Raw genomic sequence first — 18,969 nt, 5'->3', positions numbered from 1 at the left:
CTGTAAATGCGGTTTCTGCTTTTTGGAACGTGCCGGATTGCAGTTATTGGCGCCATTGTGCCTTGGGCTACTGGCGCAGTTTGCGAACCAGCGGGTAGAGCGTGATTCCCAGACGCGCAAGCTTGCCTACTTTGCCCAGGCGCGGGCCGAATACGGCGAGTACAACGGTCGCAGCCAGCATCAGCGGCCCTTTTCCGTGGCGCTCGGAAGCTGCGCCACGGTTGCTCATGATGCTCTTGATACGCTGCACAGGATGAGCCAAAGGCTGCGCATGATAGAGGATCTGCTGACGATTCATCTCCATGCGCAGTCGAATCAGATCCTTGCGCAGGGCCAGATCGCTGGAAGTGCTGAGGGGAAGACTCATGGCAGTAAACGCTCCTGGTTGCGGGCCAGTTCCTCGACTGTTGCCTGGAAGGGCGACGCGCAGGCCTTGGCGAGGCGAATGGCGCGGCTTATACACACCGCCATGACAATCGCATACACCAGACAGAGAATCAGAATGGCCGCGATGGGATTGGTTTCCCAGAAGGTGATGACGATGGCTGCTGAAAGCCCCGCCAGAATCAGCAGGCCCAGGATCAGGCTGATACTTGCCAGAAGAAACAGCCTGAATACGCGGCTGCGCTCTTCCTGGAGCTCTATTCCAATCAGCTCCAGATGCCCTTGAAGAAGGCCGACAACCGCGCCGCCCATTTTTTTCAGGGACGGTGCGGGTGCTTCATCGGAATATTTTGCTTCCATTGGCCTGCTTTCCTCCTTCAGCGGCGCATGATCATGCCAAGAAGAAAGCCGGCGCCCGCAGCAATACCAATGGACTGCCAGGGGTGCGTTTGAACGTATTCTTCCGTGCACTGAATGGCTGCTTCACTCTGATCACGCAGCGTGTTTTCCTGCTCCTTCAACATTTCCCGGGCACGACTCATGTTGGCAGTAATTTTCCCGCGCAATTCTTCGGTCTGGCTTCCGGCGGTGTCCTGGGTGTGTTTGAGCAGGCGCTCGGTATCTGCGATAAGCGTGTGGAATTCTTCGATCAGTGCGTTCTGTGCAGCCTGAAGGTTGCGGCGGTGGGCTGATTTGTCGATCAGCGAGCCGGTAGAGCCAGCGGTTGCGTCAGGGATAGGGGTGTTATCACTGGTGCTGAAAGTGGATTCGGTAGACATCTGCTTGCTCCTTGGTGAAGTCATGGGAATGGTGACGGTACTTCAAGTTCGAGCATGACGGTGACGCAAGGTTCCCGCTTCGTTTTGAATGAAGCAGCGGAAAGCTGCGGTTACGGTGAGAAGTGAAATGACTCGGGTTTGTGTTGAGCGTGCAGTGAGCCTCAGAAACGCCTGCGGTGATTCCACCCTTTAATTGCACAGCACTTTTATCACAGGCGGAATCGATAAAGCCTGTAATACGCAACCTTCCTGAAAAGAAAAACCCGCCGAAGCGGGTTTTTCTGTCTACTGCATCGAGATGCGGTAGGCCGCTATTACATCAGCGGGATGGTGTAGCTAACGATCAGACGGTTTTCGTCGGCGTTAGTGAACGCCGTAGTGCCTGTACCGTAATTGCTACGAGCTGTAGCGTTACGCCATTTGACGTTCAGGTTTTTCAACGCGCCTTCTTGGAAGGTATAACCGATATCGGTGTTGCGTTCCCACTGGTTGAGGTCCCTTCCAGCGGCATCTTCATGGCCATCGCCAGTGATGTAACGAGTCATGAAGGTCAGGCCAGGAATGCCGACAGCAGCGAAGTTGAAGTCATAGCGGGCCTGCCAGGATTTCTGGTTGGCGTTAGCAAAATCATTGATTTGCACATAGTTGACCAGGAAGGGGTCTGTGAATTCAGCCACATAGGCGAAACCGGTGTCACCACTCATTTTTTGATAGCCGAGACCAAAGCTATGGCCGCTCAGCGAGTATGTCACCATAGCCCCGAGTGCTTTGTTGTCAACATTCGAGCTGCCGTCTTCGCTGGAACGAGCGTAACGCAGGTCAGTCTTCAGCGACTGGCCTTCTCCCAGTGGGAGAATATGAACTAGGTTAGTGGAATGCTGCTTGTAGACTTCTTCGAGATTGCTGTAGTAGTACGACGCAGTAAGGTCATTGGTCAGCTTATAGCTACCACCAGCAAAGATAAAATCATCTACGTCTGAAGCATCAATTGCATCCTCACCAAAAGCTGCGCCTTTACCGCCATAACCCAAGCCTTGATTATTGGACGAGTTACGATGGTTGGCACGGTTGAGGTAACCGCCGTCCAGAGTCAGGCCCGTGATCTCCTTGGAGACAATCTGTGCGCCCTGGAAGGTTTGCGGCAGCAGGCGAGAGTCGCTGGAGGAAATCGCCATGTTCTTGGGCTGGAGAGTGCCGACTTTCAGAACAGTCTCGGATACCTTGAACTTCGCTGCGAGACCCAGCGAGGAATAGTCATCGGGAGCTTCGCCCGAGTCACCCATGGGCAGAATGCCGGTATTGGCACGGCCACCGCCCGAATCAAGCTTGACGCCCAGCAGGCCGAGAGCATCTACACCAAAGCCCACGGTGCCTTCGGTAAAGCCGGACTCAACGCGAAGAATGAAGCCCTGTGCCCACTCTTCTGCCTTGCTATTTGCAGTACTAGCGTTATCGCGGAAATCACGATTCATGTAGAAGTTACGCAGCTCCAGGCCAGCCTTTGTATCTTCGATAAAAGCAGCTTGAGCCATGGAAGGAATGGCTAGGGTTGCTCCCAGAGTGGCCAGGGCCACGCCCCGGGCGATTGGGGTCTTGGGCATTTCTTGTTCTCCTCGTTGGATGATGCTCTGAAGGTCGCTCTTACGGCGACATGCAATAAAACATTTCATCATTGTTTCAGCCTTTAGACTTTAGTCGCCAAGTCCCGCAAGTCAACGTGCTAGACGGTCGCGGGCATATCGTGCATGTGCGCGATATTCGTGTACGACCCGTAAAGTGGCACAAGACAACGGCCTGGCGGTTAAAGACTAAAGGGTGTGCCGGGCGATCTGCGTCGCCGCGGGTGGCAGCATCCTAGCGTTTTGCTCGGGCAGAGTCGAAGGGCCATCGCATAATCGCCTGATGAGTGAGGCTGAATTCACATTTTCGTTGCTGGTGCGTCTGCCGACCGAAGTCATTTATCAATGGCGCGCCGAATAACGCTTGCTAGAATTCGAGCACATAACATTGCGAGAACGTCAGATGTTGCCGGAATGCCAACTGTTCGGGACCTTGGGCTGCCATCTATGCGAGCAGGCCGAGGAAGTGCTCATGCCTTTGGTCGAATATGGGCTGCTGGTCGAGTTGATCGATATCGCTGAGCGCCCTGATTGGGTCGAGGATTACGCTTTGCGAATCCCGGTGCTTCGTCGCGTCGATACCGGTTCCGAATTGGACTGGCCGTTCGAGGCAGAGCAGGTGGTGAGTTTTCTTCAGGGTTCGACGTGATGTTGAACAAATTACAGGCATAAAAAAACCGGCATGTTTGCCGGTTTTTTGTTCAGCTAAGCAGCTAGCTGAACAGCGGGATATGGTCGGAGCGACTGGATTCGAACCAGCGACCTTCTCGTCCCGAACGAGACGCGCTACCAAGCTGCGCTACGCTCCGAAGATGGCGCGCATTCTACAGAAAAAGTTTTGCTGCACAAGGTGTTAGGAGGGTTTTTTTTGGGGGGCGACCAGCCTTTTGCGAGCTGCTAGCGGAACAATCGACCTTCGCGGCAGATAACCTAGGATCTATCTTGTGCGAAGGTCGACCTGGCTCAGAGTTCTCGTACGGTGCGAACCTGATCCTTGTTCACTTTGCCTGGCTTGCCATCGATTTGCTCATATTCGTAGAAGCCCGACTCGTCATCGAAATCGGGATGGTCCAGAGTTTGAATTTCACGACCATCGTTGAGCGTGATCACGCTGGGGTTCGCGCAGCCGGCAAGGACGGTAAAGCCCAGCGCGAGTAGCAGGGCGGGGATGATGCGTGGTTGCATGACGCTGTTCCTTCTGCGGGTTCGATACCCATGGGACGAAACCCGCTAGGACGAAGTTCCCCTCGAGCCAGTGATCTTGAGCAGCTCCGGTGTGTTCAGGTTGGCGAGGCGGGGGTCGCCCCGGTGTACCTCAAGCGCACGGGCGCCAAGATGAAGAAGTGCACGCAAAGGGCTGCGCTCTCCAGATTGCCAGCAAGCGTCAACTTCGGCCTGTCGGCCGGTGGGAATTATGCTGAACAGGGGCTCCCACTGGCCTTCGCAGCTCAGCATGACTGGCCTGTCTGGCTCTTCGAGCGCGGTCTGGTAGAGCGACTGCAGCAAGGGGCGATCAATCAACGGGGTGTCGCACGGCAGTACGAGCATCCAGGCGTTGCGAGCAGCTGCAAGACCGCTGCGTATTCCTGCAAGGGGGCCGGGGAATCCCTGCTCTTCATCGCTAATCAATCGATCGGCATAGGCCGAGTAGCGGGCTCGATTGCGGTTGCAGGACAGCAGCAGGTCGTCTGTCAATGGCTGAACGGTCTCATGCAACCATGCAATCAATGGGCGTCCCTGCCATTCGAGCAGTCCTTTGTCCTGTCCTCCCATGCGTTGCCCACGGCCACCCGCCAGAAGCAGGATGGAGCAGGAAGGCAGTAGCGGGTCGGGCATATCATCGCTCCAGAAAAGCTTGCATATAGCGCTCGGGCTGGCGGTCAGGCAGCGTGCGCGCGGTATTGGTGTGGAGGCCTGGCGCTCTATTGGAATCCGTGTCGCGCTTCGGCTACCCAGGAGTGCTTCAGCTAAACCAACGAAAAATCCTGTTGTCTATCTCCTCCATCCACTTTCTCTGGAAGCGGGTGCCGCCTGCTCATTGGCTGATACAAGGAGAACAATCAAATGCAGGAGAGAAACGTTTGGGTTGATTATGCCAAGGCGATCGGGATCATTCTTGTTGTCTACGGGCATGTCGCGCGAGGCGTGTTCAATGCCGGGTTGCCGATGGATGAGGCGCGATTCGTGCTGGTCGACAGCATCATCTACAGCTTTCACATGCCGCTGTTCTTCTTCCTGTCGGGTTTATTCTTCTTCGATTCGTTGCAGAAGCGGGGCCGGGGCGGGTTGATCATCAACAAGGTCGACACAATCGTCTATCCCTTTATTGTCTGGTCTTTACTACAAGGTCTGTTCGAAGTCGTCCTGTCGAATTACACGAACGGTCAGGTCACCTTGGTTGAGGTGTTCTCGTTGCTCTGGATGCCGCGAGCGCAGTTCTGGTTCCTGTACGCTCTGTTTCTGGTGTTCGTAGTTTGTGCGTTTCTTTATGCGCGGGCAGATCGGCGCTATTTCTTGCCATTCGTGGTCCTGTTTGGCTTGCTGTATGTCTTCCAGCAGGATCTGACGGTAAACAACATGACCCGCTTTATCCTGGGCAATACCGTCTTCTTTGCACTGGGCGTCTGGTTCAACGAGGTCAAGACGTTCTTCCTTGCGCGTTATACCCAGCTGACACTATTTTTTGGTGCGCTGTTCATCCTGGGGCAGTACCTGTTTCATGTGACCTTCGGTCTGAACTATGCCGATGGCGGCATGGCGGTACTCGCGCTTGCAACCATATCCATCTTTTTCATGATCGCGTTGTCGATGTGGCTAGGTCAGTTTCGCGTGGATTGGTTTCTGTTTATCGGCGCTTCGTCGATGACGATCTACCTGATGCATATTCTGGCCGGTAGCGGGGTGCGGGTAATACTCAGCAAATTCCTTGGTATTGATTCAATCACAGCGCATCTGATTATCGGAACGCTGATCGGTACGGGGGCTCCGTTGTTGGCGCAAGTCGTGATCAATCGCTACAAACTGTACTTCTTGCTCACCCCGCCCAAGCAGATTTCGGCATCTCAGTTCCATATGCGCAAGGCTGTTGCCCACTAGCGCGGCCCTGTCATGCACCGACGCAGATGCCGCTCAGCAGGCCATGCTTGCTGAGCGGTATCACGCATGCGGTATTAGCCGCAGCCGATGCGCTCTATGGTCATATCCTTGTCGGTATAGATATTCAGTCTCTGCGAGTTGTATTCCAGCGTGACGATATCGTCGGGCCGCAGGACCCGCGCGGTGATTGCCCCGGATTGCTCCCTTGCTCGTTCAAGTATTTCTGGCGTGACGGTTTGGCCCGTCAAGCTTGCCACGGCATCGGCGTTGCACCGTCCGACTGACACAGTCGGGCTGCTGTTTGACGGTGCTGTAGATGTCGTTTGACAGCCTGTCAGTACAAATGTGGCCGAGGTTATGGCAATTGGTAGGGCTCGTTTGATGCGCTGCACAGCGTCTCCTTTTTCGTCTGGTTTGTCGGAGCGCAACTACTATCAAAGATACGGGAATGCCGATAGGCCTCCATGCCAGTTGGAAAAAACAGCTGTGGATGGGAACCGAAGCGGCGTTGGCTCGTCTTAATGGCTGATGGCGCTTTGCAATCCCCTGGCTGCAAGAAAAATAAGGAGTTCCGCTATGTTCAATTCCCCCCTACTCAAGCGTGTCGCTACGGTGCTAGCTGCTCTGCACTTGCTTCTGGTAGCTCAAGTTCCGCTGGCGCAAGCTGCGATGATCGGCACGCCTGAGGTTGTTGCTGAACATCAGCAGCAGGTCGATCGGCAACAGTTGCTGACGATGCTGGATGATCAGGATGTGCAAAAGAAGCTGGAAGCGATGGGCGTCGAACGTGATCAGGTTGAAAAGCGCATCAACGGCCTGACGGCAGCGGAACTGGCCCAGTTCAATCAGCAACTTGATCAGGCCCCTGCAGGGGCAGGCGTTGTCGGCGTGATCGTGCTGTTCCTAGTGATCTTCATCATCACGGACATGCTATGTGCCACTAATATTTTCAACTTCGTCAACTGCATCAATCGTTGAGCCAGCGGCTCCTCATACTGCTCCTGATCGGTCTTCTCGGGGGCTGTGCGCGAACGACGGTTACGCTTGTCGATCATGCTCAGCTCCCGACAAGAGCCGAGTTGGTGGACGTTCCGTTCTACCCGCAGGAAGACTACCAATGCGGACCCGCTGCATTGGCAACCATGCTCGTGCAGCGTGACATCGAAGTAACGCCGGAAGCGCTTGTAGAGCAGGTCTACATTCCCAAGCGCAAAGGCAGCTTGCAGGTGGAGATGGTTGCTGCCGCCCGCTCTGCTGGGCTTCTTGTATATCCGCTGCAGCCTAGTCTCAGTGATCTTCTTGCCGAAGTCGCTGCGGGCAACCCGGTGCTGGTTCTACAGAACCTCGCTTTCGATCGTTGGCCTCAATGGCATTTTGCCGTGGTGGTGGGCTATGACCTTGCAGATCAGGAAATTGTGCTTAGGTCTGGCACTACCAAGCGTTTGGTGGTGAGTTTTCACGAGTTCGAGCGCTCGTGGCGCAAGGCGGAGCGCTGGGCCGTGCTTGCTTTGCAGCCACAGCGGATACCACAAACTGCGCAAGAAACTGTCTGGCTGCGCAGTGCCAGCGATCTGGAAGAGGTTGGGCAACTGCGCGCGGCTCGGGCGGCGTACGAAGCCGGCGCGAAGCGTTGGAACTCGGCGCTCACGCAGTTTGCTTTGGCGAACAGTCAGTATGCGGCTGGAGAAAAGGCTGCGGCTGAGGAATCGTTACGGCGCAGTGTTCGTCTCGACCCGGGCTTCGCCATTGGCTGGTTCAATCTATCGCAGGTAATGGCTGAGAACGGTTGTGACGTGGGTGCTCGCCACGCACAGGCCTGTGCCCTGCGAATGGATCCGGATGATGATCGGCTCAGGGCGCCGCTGCCGGCCCTGGAGAGCAAGCGAGCGGCGCAATGCTTGCCGAGCCCGCCATGCGTGTCCAAGTGATCTCGGTCAGAAGCCAAGCCTGTCGCGCAGGTTGTAGTACATCGCTCCGAGAGCGCTGAGCGGTACCTGAAAACGCTGTCCTCCAGGGAAAGGGTAATGAGGCAGGCTGGCGAGCGCATCAAAGCGCTCTGCCTGGCCGCTCAGGGCCTCCGCGATCACCTTTCCAGCAACATGTGTGTAGGTGACGCCATGGCCGCTACAACCCTGCGAGTAGTAGATGTTGCTGCCCAGTCGCCCCACCTGGGGCAGCCGTGAAAGCGTCAGCAGGAAATTGCCTGTCCAGGCAAAGTCGATCTTCACTTTTTCCAGCTGCGGAAAGGTCTTCAGCATATTGGGCCGTATGATCGATTCGATGTCGGCGGGATCACGTGCGCCGTACACTACGCCGCCCCCGTAGATGAGCCGTTTGTCCGCTGAGAGCCGGTAGTAATCAAGCAGATAATTGCAGTCCTCTACGCAATAGTCCTGAGGCAGAAGGCTGTTTGCGAGTTCATCATCAAGTGGCTCCGTCGCGACCACTTGTGTGCCGCAAGGCATGGATTTGGCGGCGAGCTCGGGAATCAAATTGCCAAGATAGGCGTTGCCTGCTACTACGACGAATCTTGCGCGCACGGTCCCCTTTGGAGTGTGCACCAGCGGCGCGTCGCCATATTCGATGCGAAGCGCGGGGGATTGCTCGAAGATGCTGCCTCCCAGTGATTCAACAGCTTCTGCTTCTCCGAGTGCCAGATTGAGAGGGTGAATATGGCCGCCTTGCTTGTCGAGCATACCTCCGGCATAGCTCTCGCTAGCGACCACTCGCTGTATGCCTTGTTTATCCAGTAGCTCGAGGTGCGGGTAGCCATATCTTTCCCACAAGGCCTTCTGTGCTTCGAGGTGGTGCATCTGCTTCTGATTGAAGGCGGCAAATACGCCGCCGTCTTTCAGGTCGCACTGAATGCCATAGCGTGCTACACGTTCACGGATAATTCGTCCGCCTTCGAATGCCATATCCCCGATCAACTTCGCTGCCGAGGCGCTCGCACTGCGCTCGATGCTGTCAAGGTCTCGGCTGTAGCTGTTGACGATCTGCCCGCCATTGCGCCCAGAGGCGCCGAAACCGACCTTGGCTGCTTCCAATATGATTACGCTGAAACCCTTTTCAAGAAGAAACAGGGCCGTCGACAGGCCTGTGTATCCGGCGCCGATCACGCACACGTCGGCCTGCTTGTTTTCCTGAAGTTCTTGTCGAACAACTTTCGCGTTGGCCGTCGCTGCGTAGTAGGAAGCGGGATAATTGTTGTGCGGCATCTTGGATTCTCTGTTCTGAATTTTTTACGCATCCTAGCGCTTGACCCTGTAGCTCGCCAGCGTCGCAACATAGCAAGCAGGAATTTTCAAAATTTCCAGATATCAGTGAGTTAGAAGAAAAACCGCTTGACTCTTTTTTTCTTGGCTTTAGAATGCGCCCCCATCGAAGGCACATAGCTCAGTTGGTTAGAGCACCACCTTGACATGGTGGGGGTCGTTGGTTCGAATCCAATTGTGCCTACCAATTCGAAGCCGCTTAGCGCGGTACATAAAGGGGAATCCTAGCGGGTTCCCCTTTTTGTTTGTCCCTAGAAAACCTTTACAATTTACAGCCCCTTTTCACACTGGGCAATGTGAACGTGTGAAGGACATCCCCTCATTCACACCGATCTAGTGTGAACGTCAATACCTAAGCCTTTGTTATATATAGGAATGTCCCCACCTAGTGAAGGTGGTCCTCACTTCGTTCGCCCCGGATTCGCTACGCTCAGATGCTCTAACCAACTGAGCTATGTGCCTTCGATGGGGAGCCTCTGTAAGCTCGTATACGAGGAGTTACACCTGATGCCTACCCGATGCCATAGGCGAGACACTGCCAGCCCTTATGCGTGAATCGCCCCTAGTTTCGTAGACACCTCCAAGCCTCATAATGAGGCCCATTAGGAGGTGCCATGAGCAACCAGCGTTACCCCGAAGAATTCAAAATCGAAGCGGTCAAGCAAGTGACCGAGCGTGGCCTTCCTGTAGCCGAGGTGGCAGCGCGGTTAGGTATGTCGGTGCACAGCCTGTATGCCTGGATCAAACGCTACAGCAAGCCCCAGGAAAAGCGGCAGCAAGAGGATGATCAGCAGGCCGAACTGCGTCGTCTGCGTGCTGAACTCAAGCGAGTGACCGAAGAGCGAGACATCCTAAAAAAGGCCGCCGCGTACTTTGCCAAGGAGTCCGGCTGAAGTACGCCTTCATCAGCAAGCTGTCGGTGGAGTATCCGGTTCGGCGTCTCTGCCAAGCCCTCAAAGTGCATCCCAGCGGTTACTACGCTTGGCTATCCGAGCCTAGCTCCGTACGCGCCAAGGAAGATCAGCGTCTGCTCGGGTTGATCAAGCATGCGTGGCTGGAAAGTGGTGGTGTTTACGGCTATCGAAAGATCCACGACGACCTGCGTGAGTTGGGTGAGTCCTGTGGCCGTCACCGCGTGGCCCGCCTGATGAGGTTGGAGAAGCTGCGTTCGCAGACCGGCTATCGTCGGCGCCCTGGCTATTACGGTGGCAAGCCGAAAGTGGCCTCGCCCAACCGTCTGGAGAGGCAGTTCAAGGTCGCTGAGCCCAATAAAGTCTGGGTTACTGACATCACCTACATCCGCACCTATGAAGGCTGGCTTTACTTGGCAGTGGTGCTGGATCTGTTTTCACGCCAAGTGGTCGGCTGGTCGATGAAACCACGGATGTGCAGCGATCTCGCGATTGATGCCTTACTGATGGCGGTGTGGCGGCGCAAACCCAAGCAGGAAGTGATGATCCACTCAGACCAGGGCAGTCAGTTCAGTAGCTTGGACTGGCAAAGTTTCCTTAAGGCCAACAACCTGATCAGTAGCATGAGCCGGCGCGGTAACTGTCACGACAATGCCGTGGCAGAAAGTTTTTTCCAACTGCTGAAGCCCGAACGCATCAGACAGAAAACCTACGGCACTCGGGAAGAAGCACGCGCTGATGTGTTCGATTACATCGAGATGTTTTATAACCCTAAACGCCGGCACAGCAGCGCTATGCAGCTATCGCCAGTGGATTTTGAAAAGCGCTATTTCCAGAGCTTGGAAAGTGTCTAGGAAAGCCGGGGCGATTCAGATGTCTTGGATGGGCTGAGGGAATGCCTTGGCTAGATGCTCCACTATTTGTAGAGCATGCTTGTGGCTTCCTCTCCCCAGGAGGCGGGCTTGGCAATAGGACATGCCAAGGGAATAGATGGTGTGCGACTTGTGTTCCTTGGTGAGGGCTTCTTGCTGCCTAGCCCATTGCTGTGCTGCTTCCTCGGTGGGGAAGGTCTTGGACTGAGCAGGCTTCCCCTGCACCCTTACCTGTGCATTCCAGTTCCCTGAGGAAAGCTGACGTATCGTTGCCATTTAGAAACCTCCTGTGTGAATGGATGGTTCCTAGGGGCTGCACCGTGTATAGTGCCCGTCGCTTTTGCGGCCTGCTTGACATGGTGGGGGTCGTTGGTTCGAATCCAATTGTGCCTACCAATTCGAATAAAAGGGTCGCTTACGCGGCCCTTTTTTTTGGCTTGCTTGTCAGAGGTCAGGGTTTCTGAAAGCATCGCCAGTCTTGTTTTCCTCCAGTGACTTCGGTTCGGTCGGGTGAGCCTAAGGCTCCTGCCATTGTGCGGCAGGTGTGCTCGCCGAATCGCTTTACTGGCTCATCCCAACCCATGTGGCCTTTGGTACGGGTCACCACTAGGAGAGGAGGCGCCATGCCCACCATTACTCTTCCCGATGGCAGTCAGCGTTCGTTCGATCATCCGGTTACTGTGGCCGAAGTGGCTCAGTCCATTGGTGCTGGCCTCGCCAAGGCGACCGTTGCCGGCAAGGTCGACGGCAAGCTGGTCGATGCTTGTGATCTGATTGAAAAAGATGCAGCGCTACAGATCATCACGCCGAAGGATGAGGAGGGGCTGGAGATCATTCGTCACTCCTGTGCGCACCTTATCGGGCATGCTGTGAAGCAGCTCTACCCGACCGCCCGCATGGTCATTGGGCCGGTCATTGATGAGGGCTTCTACTACGATATCGCCTACGAACGTCCTTTCACTCCCGATGACGTTGCTGTCATCGAGCAGCGTATGAAAGAGCTGATCGAACGCGACTACGACGTCATCAAGAAGGTGACGCCGCGAGCGGAGGTGATAGATGTATTTGCCTCGCGCGGCGAGGATTACAAGCTTCGTCTGGTCGAAGATATGCCCGACGAACAGGCGATGGGCTTGTATTACCACGAAGAGTACGTCGACATGTGTCGTGGTCCGCACGTGCCGAATACACGCTTTCTGAAGTCTTTCAAGCTCACCAAGCTGTCTGGTGCCTACTGGCGTGGAGATGCGAAGAATGAGCAGCTCCAGCGCATCTACGGTACGGCTTGGGCCGACAAGAAGCAGCTGGCTGCTTATATCCAGCGTATCGAGGAAGCTGAAAAGCGCGACCACCGCAAGATCGGCAAGCGTCTGGATCTGTTTCATACCCAGGAAGAGGCGCCTGGGATGGTGTTCTGGCATCCCAATGGTTGGACGCTGTATCAGGTGCTAGAGCAGTACATGCGGCAGGTTCAGCGCGAAAACGGTTACCTGGAAATTAGGACGCCGCAGGTGGTTGATCGCGTGCTCTGGGAGAAATCCGGGCATTGGGCGAACTACGCCGAAAACATGTTCACGACTGAGTCGGAAAGTCGTGATTACGCGATCAAGCCGATGAACTGCCCCTGCCATGTGCAGGTTTACAATCAGGGCTTGAAGAGCTATCGCGAGCTGCCGCTGCGGCTAGCCGAATTTGGCGCTTGCCACCGTAATGAGCCGTCTGGTGCGCTGCACGGCATCATGCGAGTACGAGGCTTTACTCAGGACGATGCGCACATCTTCTGCACCGAAGAGCAGATGCAGGCTGAGTCGGCGGCGTTCATCAAGCTGACGCAAGCGGTGTATGCCGATTTCGGTTTTTCGGATATCGAGCTGAAGCTCTCGACCCGGCCCGAGAAGCGTGTCGGCTCCGATGAGCTTTGGGATAAGGCTGAAGCGGCGCTGGCGGCGGCGCTCGAAAGTGCTGGGCTGCCGTACGACCTGCAGCCGGGCGAGGGGGCTTTTTATGGCCCCAAGATCGAGTTCTCCTTGCGCGATTGTCTGGGTCGTGTATGGCAGTGCGGTACCCTGCAGCTGGACTTCAATCTTCCGGTGCGGCTGGGCGCAGAGTATGTCAGCGAGAATAATGATCGGCAGCACCCAGTCATGCTGCATCGAGCCATCCTCGGTTCGTTCGAGCGTTTCATTGGTATTCTGATCGAGCATTACGAGGGCGCTTTCCCGGCCTGGCTTGCGCCGACTCAGGCGGTGATCATGAATATCACCGACAAGCAGGCCGCTTTTGCCGCTGAAGTCGAAAAAACGCTCGTCCAAAGCGGGTTTCGTGCCAAGTGCGACTTGAGAAACGAAAAGATCGGCTTTAAAATCCGCGAGCATACTTTGCTCAAGACTCCTTATCTCTTGGTTATCGGGGATCGGGAGGTTGAGACACGATCCGTTGCTGTGCGCACCCGTGAAGGCGTCGATCTGGGCTCTATGCCCCTCGAGCAGTTCGCGCAGATGTTGACACAGGCGGTTTCCCGGCGTGGTCGCCAAGAATTGGAGTAATGACTATTAAGCGTGAAATGAGACAGGATAAACGAGCTGCACCCAAGGCCCCGATCAACGAGAATATCTCGGCTCGTGAGGTCCGTTTGATTGGTGCTGACGGCGAGCAGATTGGCATCGTCTCGATTGATGAAGCGCTGCAAGTAGCTGAAGAAGCCAAGCTGGATCTGGTTGAAATTTCCGCCGATGCAAATCCTCCGGTCTGTCGGATCATGGATTACGGCAAGCATCTGTTTGAGAAGAAAAAGCAGGTTGCTGCGGCGAAGAAAAACCAGAAGCAGATTCAGGTTAAAGAAGTAAAGTTTCGTCCAGGGACGGAAGAAGGGGACTACCAGGTCAAGCTACGCAACCTGGTGCGTTTCCTGAGTGACGGGGACAGGGCCAAGGTATCTTTGCGATTCCGTGGCCGTGAGATGGCCCATCAGGAGCTGGGGATGGAGCTGTTGAAGCGGGTCGAAAACGATCTCGCGGAATATGGCTCGGTCGAACAGCATCCGAAGATGGAAGGACGCCAGCTGATCATGGTCATCGCTCCCAAGAAGAAAAAGTAACCCCCAGGGCACTGGCAGGCCTTGCGGTTATTTGTAATCACCCACAATGTGGAGTACCGAACATGCCAAAGATGAAGACTAAAAGTGGTGCTGCGAAGCGCTTCAAGAAGACTGCTAACGGCTTCAAGCACAAGCACGCTTTCAAGAGCCACATCCTGACCAAGATGTCCACCAAGCGTAAGCGTCAGCTGCGCGGTTGCTCGCAAGTGCACCCGTCCGACGTTGCAAAAGTGGAGCGCATGCTGCGCGTTCGTTGATCCGGTCAAGACTCAGAGGAATAACTCATGGCTCGTGTTAAGCGTGGCGTCGTTGCCCGTCGCCGTCACAAGAAAATTCTGAAACTCGCCAAAGGCTACTACGGAGCGCGTTCGCGTGTATTCCGCGTCGCCAAGCAGGCGGTAATCAAGGCTGGCCAGTACGCCTACCGCGATCGCCGTCAGCGCAAGCGTCAGTTCCGCGCTCTGTGGATCGCTCGTATCAATGCTGGTGCTCGTGTTAACGGTCTGTCTTACAGCCGTCTGATCGCCGGTCTGAAAAAGGCGGCCATCGAGATCGATCGCAAGGTTCTGGCCGATCTGGCAGTGAACGAAAAAGCGGCGTTTGCTGCGATTGTCGAGAAAGCCAAAGCTTCTCTGGCTTAAGCCCTGACAATCCGGACTCTCGGGTTCGTTGCAACGTCATCAATAGGGGAAGAGCCTTGTGCTCTTCCCCTATTTCGTATCTGGAAGGGGCTTTTGCAAAAATGCGTATGGCGACGACCAATAAGGGCGTTTGACCGGCGCGGTTCTGCAAGAACCTCTGGAGGTTGTGTACATGGAAAATTTGGATGCACTGGTCTCCCAAGCGCTAGAGGCCGTGCAACAAAGCGAGGATATCGGTGCTCTCGAGCAGGTACGTGTTCAGTACCTGGGAAAGAAGGGCGAACTCACTCAGCTGATGCAAACGCTGGGCAAGCTTTCTGCTGAGGAGCGTCCGCAAGCCGGTGCGCTGATCAACGCGGCCAAGAGCAGTGTTCAGGATGTGCTGAATGCTCGCAAGGCTGATCTGGAAAAGGCCGCCTTGGATGCTAAATTGTCAGCCGAGCGAATCGACGTGACACTGCCTGGACGCGGCGAGGCGTCCGGCGGACTGCACCCGGTAACTCGTACCTTGGAGCGCGTTGAGCAGTTCTTCAGCCACATTGGTTACAGCGTGGCAGAGGGTCCCGAAGTCGAAGATGATTACCACAACTTCGAGGCGCTGAATATTCCGGGGCATCACCCGGCGAGGGCGATGCACGATACCTTCTACTTCAATGCCAACATGTTGCTGCGCACGCATACCTCGCCGGTTCAGGTGCGCACCATGGAATCACGTCAACCTCCCATTCGTATCGTCTGCCCTGGCCGCGTCTATCGTTGCGATTCCGATATCACTCACTCCCCCATGTTCCATCAGGTCGAAGGGCTGCTGATCGACGAGGGCGTTAGCTTTGCTGATCTGAAAGGCACCATTGAAGAGTTCCTGCGGGTGTTCTTTGAGAAGCCGCTAGGTGTTCGCTTCCGGCCTTCCTTCTTTCCGTTCACCGAGCCCTCTGCAGAAGTCGACATGCAGTGCGTGATGTGTAGCGGCAAGGGTTGCCGAGTGTGCAAGCAGACCGGCTGGCTTGAGGTAATGGGCTGCGGCATGGTGCATCCGAATGTATTGAGGATGTCTGGAATCGATCCGGAGCGTTATTCCGGGTTCGCCTTCGGTATGGGTGTTGAGCGTCTCGCTATGCTGCGTTACGGTGTCAATGACTTGCGCCTGTTCTTCGATAACGATCTGCGGTTTCTTGCGCAATTTCGCTAGTACCGCCGCCCGTCAACGAACTATTAGGAGAACAGGATGAAATTCAGTGAACAATGGCTGCGGAGCTGGGTAAATCCGCAGGTCTCCCGCGAGGAGCTGGTCGCTCGGCTGTCCATGGTCGGGCTTGAGGTGGATGCTGTTACCCCCGTTGCTGGCAGCTTCAGCGGTGTGGTTGTTGGTGAGGTCCTCGAAACCGTGCAGCATCCTGATGCCGACAAGCTTCGGGTCTGTCAGGTCAGCAATGGAAGTGAAACCTTTCAGGTCGTCTGCGGAGCCCCGAACGTGCGGCCTGGCCTGAAGATTCCGTTTGCAATGATCGGTGCTCAATTGCCGGGCGACTTCAAGATCAAGAAGGCCAAGCTCCGCGGTATCGAATCCAATGGCATGCTTTGCTCGGAAACCGAGCTGCAGGTGGGGAGTGACGATAGCGGACTGATGGAGCTGGCCGGCGATGCGCCGGTCGGTACTGATTTTCGTGAGTATCTCGGTCTCGACGATGCAAGTATCGAAATCGGTTTGACCCCAAACCGTGGTGACTGCCTCTCCATCGCTGGCTTGGCTCGTGAAGTTGGTGCGATTTATGGCTCACTGGTCAGTCCGGTGCAATTCACCGTGGCGCCTTTGCATCATGACGACACACGCCCAGTCGAGGTCCTGGCTCCCAAGGCATGCCCGCGTTATCTCGGGCGTGTTGTCCGTAATGTTGATCTGTCGCGCCCGGCGCCGCTTTGGATGGTTGAGCGTCTGCGCCGCTCCGATATCCGTAGCATTGATGCCATCGTCGATGTAACCAACTACGTAATGCTCGAACTGGGTCAGCCCCTGCATGCCTTCGACCTTGCCGAGATCAAGGGCGGTATCCGGGTTCGGATGGCTGAGGAGGGCGAAAAGCTCGTCTTGCTTGACGGTCAGGAGATCGCCCTGCGTGCGGATACGCTCGTTATTGCAGACCATCAGCGCGCTCTTGCCATCGCGGGTGTCATGGGTGGAGAGCACAGCGGCGTAAGCACCGCTACCCAGAATATCTTCCTCGAAAGTGCCTTTTTCGACACCATTGCGTTGGCCGGCAAAGCTCGTTCCTACGGTTTGCACACCGATGCTTCCCATCGCTACGAGCGGGGCGTCGACTCGCAGCTCGCCCGTCAGGCAATGGAGCGTGCAACGAGTCTGTTACTGGATATCGTTGGCGGCGAGGCGGGCCCGATCATTGAGGTGGTCAGCGAAGACGACTTGCCGAAAGTCGCTCCAGTAACTTTGCGCGCTGAGCGCATCAACCAGATGCTGGGGCTGGAAATGAATGGCGCCGAAGTGGTGCGCCTGCTGACATCCTTAGACTTGGTGGTTATCGAAGAGGCTAAAGGTCGCTGGCAGGTCTGTGTTCCGAGTCACCGCTTCGATATCAGTCTTGAGGTCGATCTGATCGAAGAGCTGGGTCGGCTGTATGGTTATGACCGCTTGCCCGTGCGTTATCCGCAGGCCCGGCTTGCACCTGAGGCAAAGCCCGAGGCTCGTGCCGAGCTACCTTTGCTTCGGCGTTTACTGGTCGCCCGCGGATATCAGGAGGCGATCACTTACAGCTTCATCGATCCCAAGCTGTTCGAGCTGTTCAGTCCTGACATGAAGCCGTTGCAGCTTGCCAACCCGATCTCCGCTGATATGGCGGCCATGCGCGCGTCGCTTTGGCCAGGGCTGGTCAAGGCGCTGCAGTACAACCTCAACCGGCAGCAACCACGTGTGCGTCTGTTCGAGGCAGGGTTGCGCTTTGTTGGTCAGTTACAAGAGCTTGAGCAGGAAAGTATGCTGGCTGGCGTGCTAACCGGGAGCCGTCAGCCAGAGGGTTGGACGAACTCGCGCGAGGCGGTGGACTTTTACGACATCAAGGCAGATGTCGAGGCGCTGCTTGCTTTTGCCGGAAATGCTGGCGTCTATCGTTTCGTTGCGGGAGAACATCCGGCACTGCACCCGGGGCAGACCGCGCGTATCGAGCGCGACGGCCGATTGGTCGGATTCGTTGGGAGTCTCCATCCTGAGCTGGCAAGCACCCTGGGTATCGATCAGCCGGTCTACATGTTTGAGTTGAAGCTTAGCGAGATTGCCGAGGGGCGGATGCCTTCCTTCACGGAGCTGTCGCGATTCCCGGAAGTCCGGCGTGACCTTGCTGTGCTGGTCGGGCAGGAGATCGCGGCCGAAGATATCCTGAGTTGCATTCGTGATGCTGCGGGCGAGAACCTGACAGACCTCAAGCTATTTGATGTCTATCAGGGGAAAGGTATTGATCCTCTTAGCAAAAGTATGGCAGTCGGCTTGACCTGGCAGCACCCATCGCGCACTCTAAACGACGATGAGGTGAACGGTGCGATGCAGAAAATCCTCACCTCCCTGGAAGAAAGGTTCAACGCCACGTTAAGGAAATAGCGTATGGGGGCTCTGACGAAAGCTGAAATGGCGGAACGTCTATATGAAGAGCTGGGCTTGAATAAGCGCGAGGCCAAGGAGTTGGTGGAGCTGTTTTTCGAGGAGATCCGTCAGGCGCTCGAGCATAACGAGCAGGTCAAGTTGTCCGGGTTCGGCAACTTTGACCTGCGCGACAAGCGTCAGCGGCCGGGTCGCAATCCGAAGACAGGTGAGGAGATACCTATCACGGCGCGTCGCGTGGTGACGTTCCGTCCAGGGCAGAAACTCAAAGCGAGAGTCGAGGCCTATGCTGGAACCAAGTCATAACGACGAGCTTCCGTCGATCCCCGGCAAGCGCTATTTCACCATTGGTGAGGTGAGCGAGCTTTGTGCAGTCAAGCCTCACGTGCTGCGTTACTGGGAGCAGGAGTTCCCTCAGCTCAATCCGGTTAAGCGACGCGGCAACCGGCGCTACTACCAGCGGCAGGATGTCCTGATGATTCGTCAGATTCGTGCGCTGCTGTACGATCAAGGCTTCACCATCGGTGGCGCCAGACAGCGCATGTCCGGCGACGAAGCGCGCGACGACACCACTCAGTACAAGCAGCTCATTCGGCAGATGATCTCGGAGTTGGAAGAGGTTCTTCAGGTGCTGAGGAAATAGTCGATCTGGTATCTAAAAAACTTTCACATTTTCAGATGCTTAATGTAT

22 protein-coding genes and 2 tRNA genes are annotated in these 18,969 nt (G+C 55.8%); 14 read left to right on the top strand and 10 right to left on the bottom strand.

The window, feature by feature from the left end; translation table 11 throughout:
• Positions 1 to 67: 67 nt before the first annotated feature.
• From LW136_RS13420 to LW136_RS13405, 4 genes are all read right to left on the bottom strand, one after another.
• Positions 68 to 367, bottom strand: a complete 300-nt coding sequence (locus LW136_RS13420; RefSeq protein ID WP_041014316.1) for a hypothetical protein — start codon at positions 365 to 367, stop codon at positions 68 to 70.
• Positions 364 to 744: a phage holin family protein gene (locus LW136_RS13415; RefSeq protein ID WP_041014315.1), complete on the bottom strand. Its 381-nt coding sequence runs from the start codon at positions 742 to 744 to the stop codon at positions 364 to 366. The genes LW136_RS13420 and LW136_RS13415 overlap by 4 nt, the downstream gene beginning before the upstream one ends.
• A 17-nt stretch (positions 745 to 761) precedes the next feature.
• Entirely contained in the window at positions 762 to 1,163 is a 402-nt protein-coding gene (locus LW136_RS13410; RefSeq protein ID WP_014596936.1) for an ElaB/YgaM/YqjD family protein, read from the bottom strand.
• A 314-nt stretch (positions 1,164 to 1,477) separates the two neighbouring features.
• Positions 1,478 to 2,764: an OprD family porin gene (locus LW136_RS13405; protein WP_041014314.1), complete on the bottom strand. Its 1,287-nt coding sequence runs from the start codon at positions 2,762 to 2,764 to the stop codon at positions 1,478 to 1,480.
• Positions 2,765 to 3,185: 421 nt separating this feature from the next.
• On the opposite strand from LW136_RS13405, the gene LW136_RS13400 reads away from it, so the two are divergent.
• Positions 3,186 to 3,431: a glutaredoxin family protein gene (locus LW136_RS13400; RefSeq protein ID WP_031297609.1), complete on the top strand. Its 246-nt coding sequence runs from the start codon at positions 3,186 to 3,188 to the stop codon at positions 3,429 to 3,431.
• An 83-nt stretch (positions 3,432 to 3,514) separates the two neighbouring features.
• Here LW136_RS13400 and LW136_RS13395 read toward each other — a convergent pair.
• The 3 genes from LW136_RS13395 to mobA all read right to left on the bottom strand — a co-directional run bounded on the left by LW136_RS13395 (position 3,515) and on the right by mobA (position 4,618).
• Positions 3,515 to 3,591 (bottom strand) — tRNA-Pro (locus LW136_RS13395).
• Between the two features lie 154 nt (positions 3,592 to 3,745).
• Positions 3,746 to 3,967, bottom strand: a complete 222-nt coding sequence (locus LW136_RS13390; protein WP_003298350.1) for a YgdI/YgdR family lipoprotein — start codon at positions 3,965 to 3,967, stop codon at positions 3,746 to 3,748.
• A gap of 45 nt (positions 3,968 to 4,012) precedes the next feature.
• A complete protein-coding gene (mobA, locus tag LW136_RS13385; protein WP_230697801.1) occupies positions 4,013 to 4,618 on the bottom strand; it encodes a molybdenum cofactor guanylyltransferase MobA in 606 nt (201 codons plus the stop codon).
• 228 nt (positions 4,619 to 4,846) lie between these two features.
• Between mobA and LW136_RS13380 the strand changes: the two genes are divergently transcribed.
• Positions 4,847 to 5,878: an acyltransferase family protein gene (locus LW136_RS13380; protein ID WP_230697802.1), complete on the top strand. Its 1,032-nt coding sequence runs from the start codon at positions 4,847 to 4,849 to the stop codon at positions 5,876 to 5,878.
• Between the two features lie 74 nt (positions 5,879 to 5,952).
• On the opposite strand, the gene LW136_RS13375 is transcribed toward LW136_RS13380, so the two are convergent.
• Positions 5,953 to 6,270 carry an I78 family peptidase inhibitor gene (locus tag LW136_RS13375; protein WP_180982772.1) on the bottom strand — a complete coding sequence of 106 codons (318 nt, stop codon included), beginning with the start codon at positions 6,268 to 6,270 and terminating at the stop codon, positions 5,953 to 5,955.
• 184 nt (positions 6,271 to 6,454) lie between these two features.
• Between LW136_RS13375 and LW136_RS13370 the strand changes: the two genes are divergently transcribed.
• Together LW136_RS13370 and LW136_RS13365 are read left to right on the top strand one after the other, a co-directional pair.
• The gene (locus tag LW136_RS13370) at positions 6,455 to 6,856 is read left to right on the top strand and encodes a PA2779 family protein (RefSeq protein ID WP_003298355.1); all 402 of its coding nucleotides are present in this window, start codon (positions 6,455 to 6,457) and stop codon (positions 6,854 to 6,856) included.
• Positions 6,853 to 7,806, top strand: coding sequence for a PA2778 family cysteine peptidase (locus tag LW136_RS13365; protein WP_102833670.1), 954 nt, complete (start codon positions 6,853 to 6,855; stop codon positions 7,804 to 7,806). Before LW136_RS13370 ends, LW136_RS13365 begins: the two co-directional genes overlap by 4 nt.
• Positions 7,807 to 7,812: 6 nt before the next feature.
• On the opposite strand, the gene LW136_RS13360 is transcribed toward LW136_RS13365, so the two are convergent.
• Entirely contained in the window at positions 7,813 to 9,096 is a 1,284-nt protein-coding gene (locus LW136_RS13360) for an NAD(P)/FAD-dependent oxidoreductase (RefSeq protein WP_102833669.1), read from the bottom strand.
• Between the two features lie 167 nt (positions 9,097 to 9,263).
• Here LW136_RS13360 and LW136_RS13355 point away from each other — a divergent pair.
• A tRNA-Val gene (locus LW136_RS13355) sits at positions 9,264 to 9,340 on the top strand.
• A gap of 427 nt (positions 9,341 to 9,767) precedes the next feature.
• A protein-coding gene (locus LW136_RS13350) for an IS3 family transposase (RefSeq protein ID WP_102833668.1) occupies positions 9,768 to 10,918 on the top strand; the annotation gives its coding sequence in 2 pieces (ribosomal slippage) (positions 9,768 to 10,005 and positions 10,005 to 10,918; 1,152 coding nt in all).
• A 15-nt stretch (positions 10,919 to 10,933) separates the two neighbouring features.
• Here the strand turns inward: LW136_RS13350 and LW136_RS13345 are convergent.
• The gene (locus LW136_RS13345) at positions 10,934 to 11,212 is read right to left on the bottom strand and encodes a shufflon-specific recombinase (protein WP_102833667.1); all 279 of its coding nucleotides are present in this window, start codon (positions 11,210 to 11,212) and stop codon (positions 10,934 to 10,936) included.
• Positions 11,213 to 11,559: 347 nt separating this feature from the next.
• On the opposite strand from LW136_RS13345, the gene thrS reads away from it, so the two are divergent.
• From thrS to LW136_RS13305, 8 genes are all read left to right on the top strand, one after another.
• The gene (gene thrS, locus LW136_RS13340; protein WP_102833666.1) at positions 11,560 to 13,482 is read left to right on the top strand and encodes a threonine--tRNA ligase; all 1,923 of its coding nucleotides are present in this window, start codon (positions 11,560 to 11,562) and stop codon (positions 13,480 to 13,482) included.
• Complete coding sequence (gene infC, locus LW136_RS13335; RefSeq protein ID WP_172602761.1) at positions 13,482 to 14,033, top strand: translation initiation factor IF-3; 552 nt, start codon at positions 13,482 to 13,484, stop codon at positions 14,031 to 14,033. Before thrS ends, infC begins: the two co-directional genes overlap by 1 nt.
• A 62-nt stretch (positions 14,034 to 14,095) precedes the next feature.
• The gene (gene rpmI, locus LW136_RS13330; RefSeq protein WP_003289526.1) at positions 14,096 to 14,290 is read left to right on the top strand and encodes a 50S ribosomal protein L35; all 195 of its coding nucleotides are present in this window, start codon (positions 14,096 to 14,098) and stop codon (positions 14,288 to 14,290) included.
• A gap of 27 nt (positions 14,291 to 14,317) precedes the next feature.
• On the top strand, positions 14,318 to 14,674 hold the full coding sequence (gene rplT, locus LW136_RS13325) for a 50S ribosomal protein L20 (RefSeq protein WP_003282569.1): 357 nt from the start codon (positions 14,318 to 14,320) through the stop codon (positions 14,672 to 14,674).
• A gap of 172 nt (positions 14,675 to 14,846) precedes the next feature.
• Positions 14,847 to 15,863 (top strand): phenylalanine--tRNA ligase subunit alpha, encoded by a 1,017-nt coding sequence (gene pheS / locus LW136_RS13320; RefSeq protein WP_041014308.1) that lies wholly within the window; start codon positions 14,847 to 14,849, stop codon positions 15,861 to 15,863.
• Between the two features lie 36 nt (positions 15,864 to 15,899).
• The gene (gene pheT, locus LW136_RS13315) at positions 15,900 to 18,278 is read left to right on the top strand and encodes a phenylalanine--tRNA ligase subunit beta (protein WP_234173098.1); all 2,379 of its coding nucleotides are present in this window, start codon (positions 15,900 to 15,902) and stop codon (positions 18,276 to 18,278) included.
• Positions 18,279 to 18,281: 3 nt separating this feature from the next.
• Positions 18,282 to 18,584 carry an integration host factor subunit alpha gene (ihfA, locus tag LW136_RS13310; RefSeq protein WP_003282572.1) on the top strand — a complete coding sequence of 101 codons (303 nt, stop codon included), beginning with the start codon at positions 18,282 to 18,284 and terminating at the stop codon, positions 18,582 to 18,584.
• Complete coding sequence (locus tag LW136_RS13305; protein WP_003298372.1) at positions 18,565 to 18,921, top strand: MerR family transcriptional regulator; 357 nt, start codon at positions 18,565 to 18,567, stop codon at positions 18,919 to 18,921. Before ihfA ends, LW136_RS13305 begins: the two co-directional genes overlap by 20 nt.
• The last annotated feature ends 48 nt before the right edge of the window (positions 18,922 to 18,969 follow it).

The sequence above is a fragment of the Stutzerimonas kunmingensis genome (assembly GCF_021432085.1).
Classification (GTDB): domain Bacteria; phylum Pseudomonadota; class Gammaproteobacteria; order Pseudomonadales; family Pseudomonadaceae; genus Stutzerimonas.
This window is presented reverse-complemented; position numbering and strand designations above follow the sequence as displayed.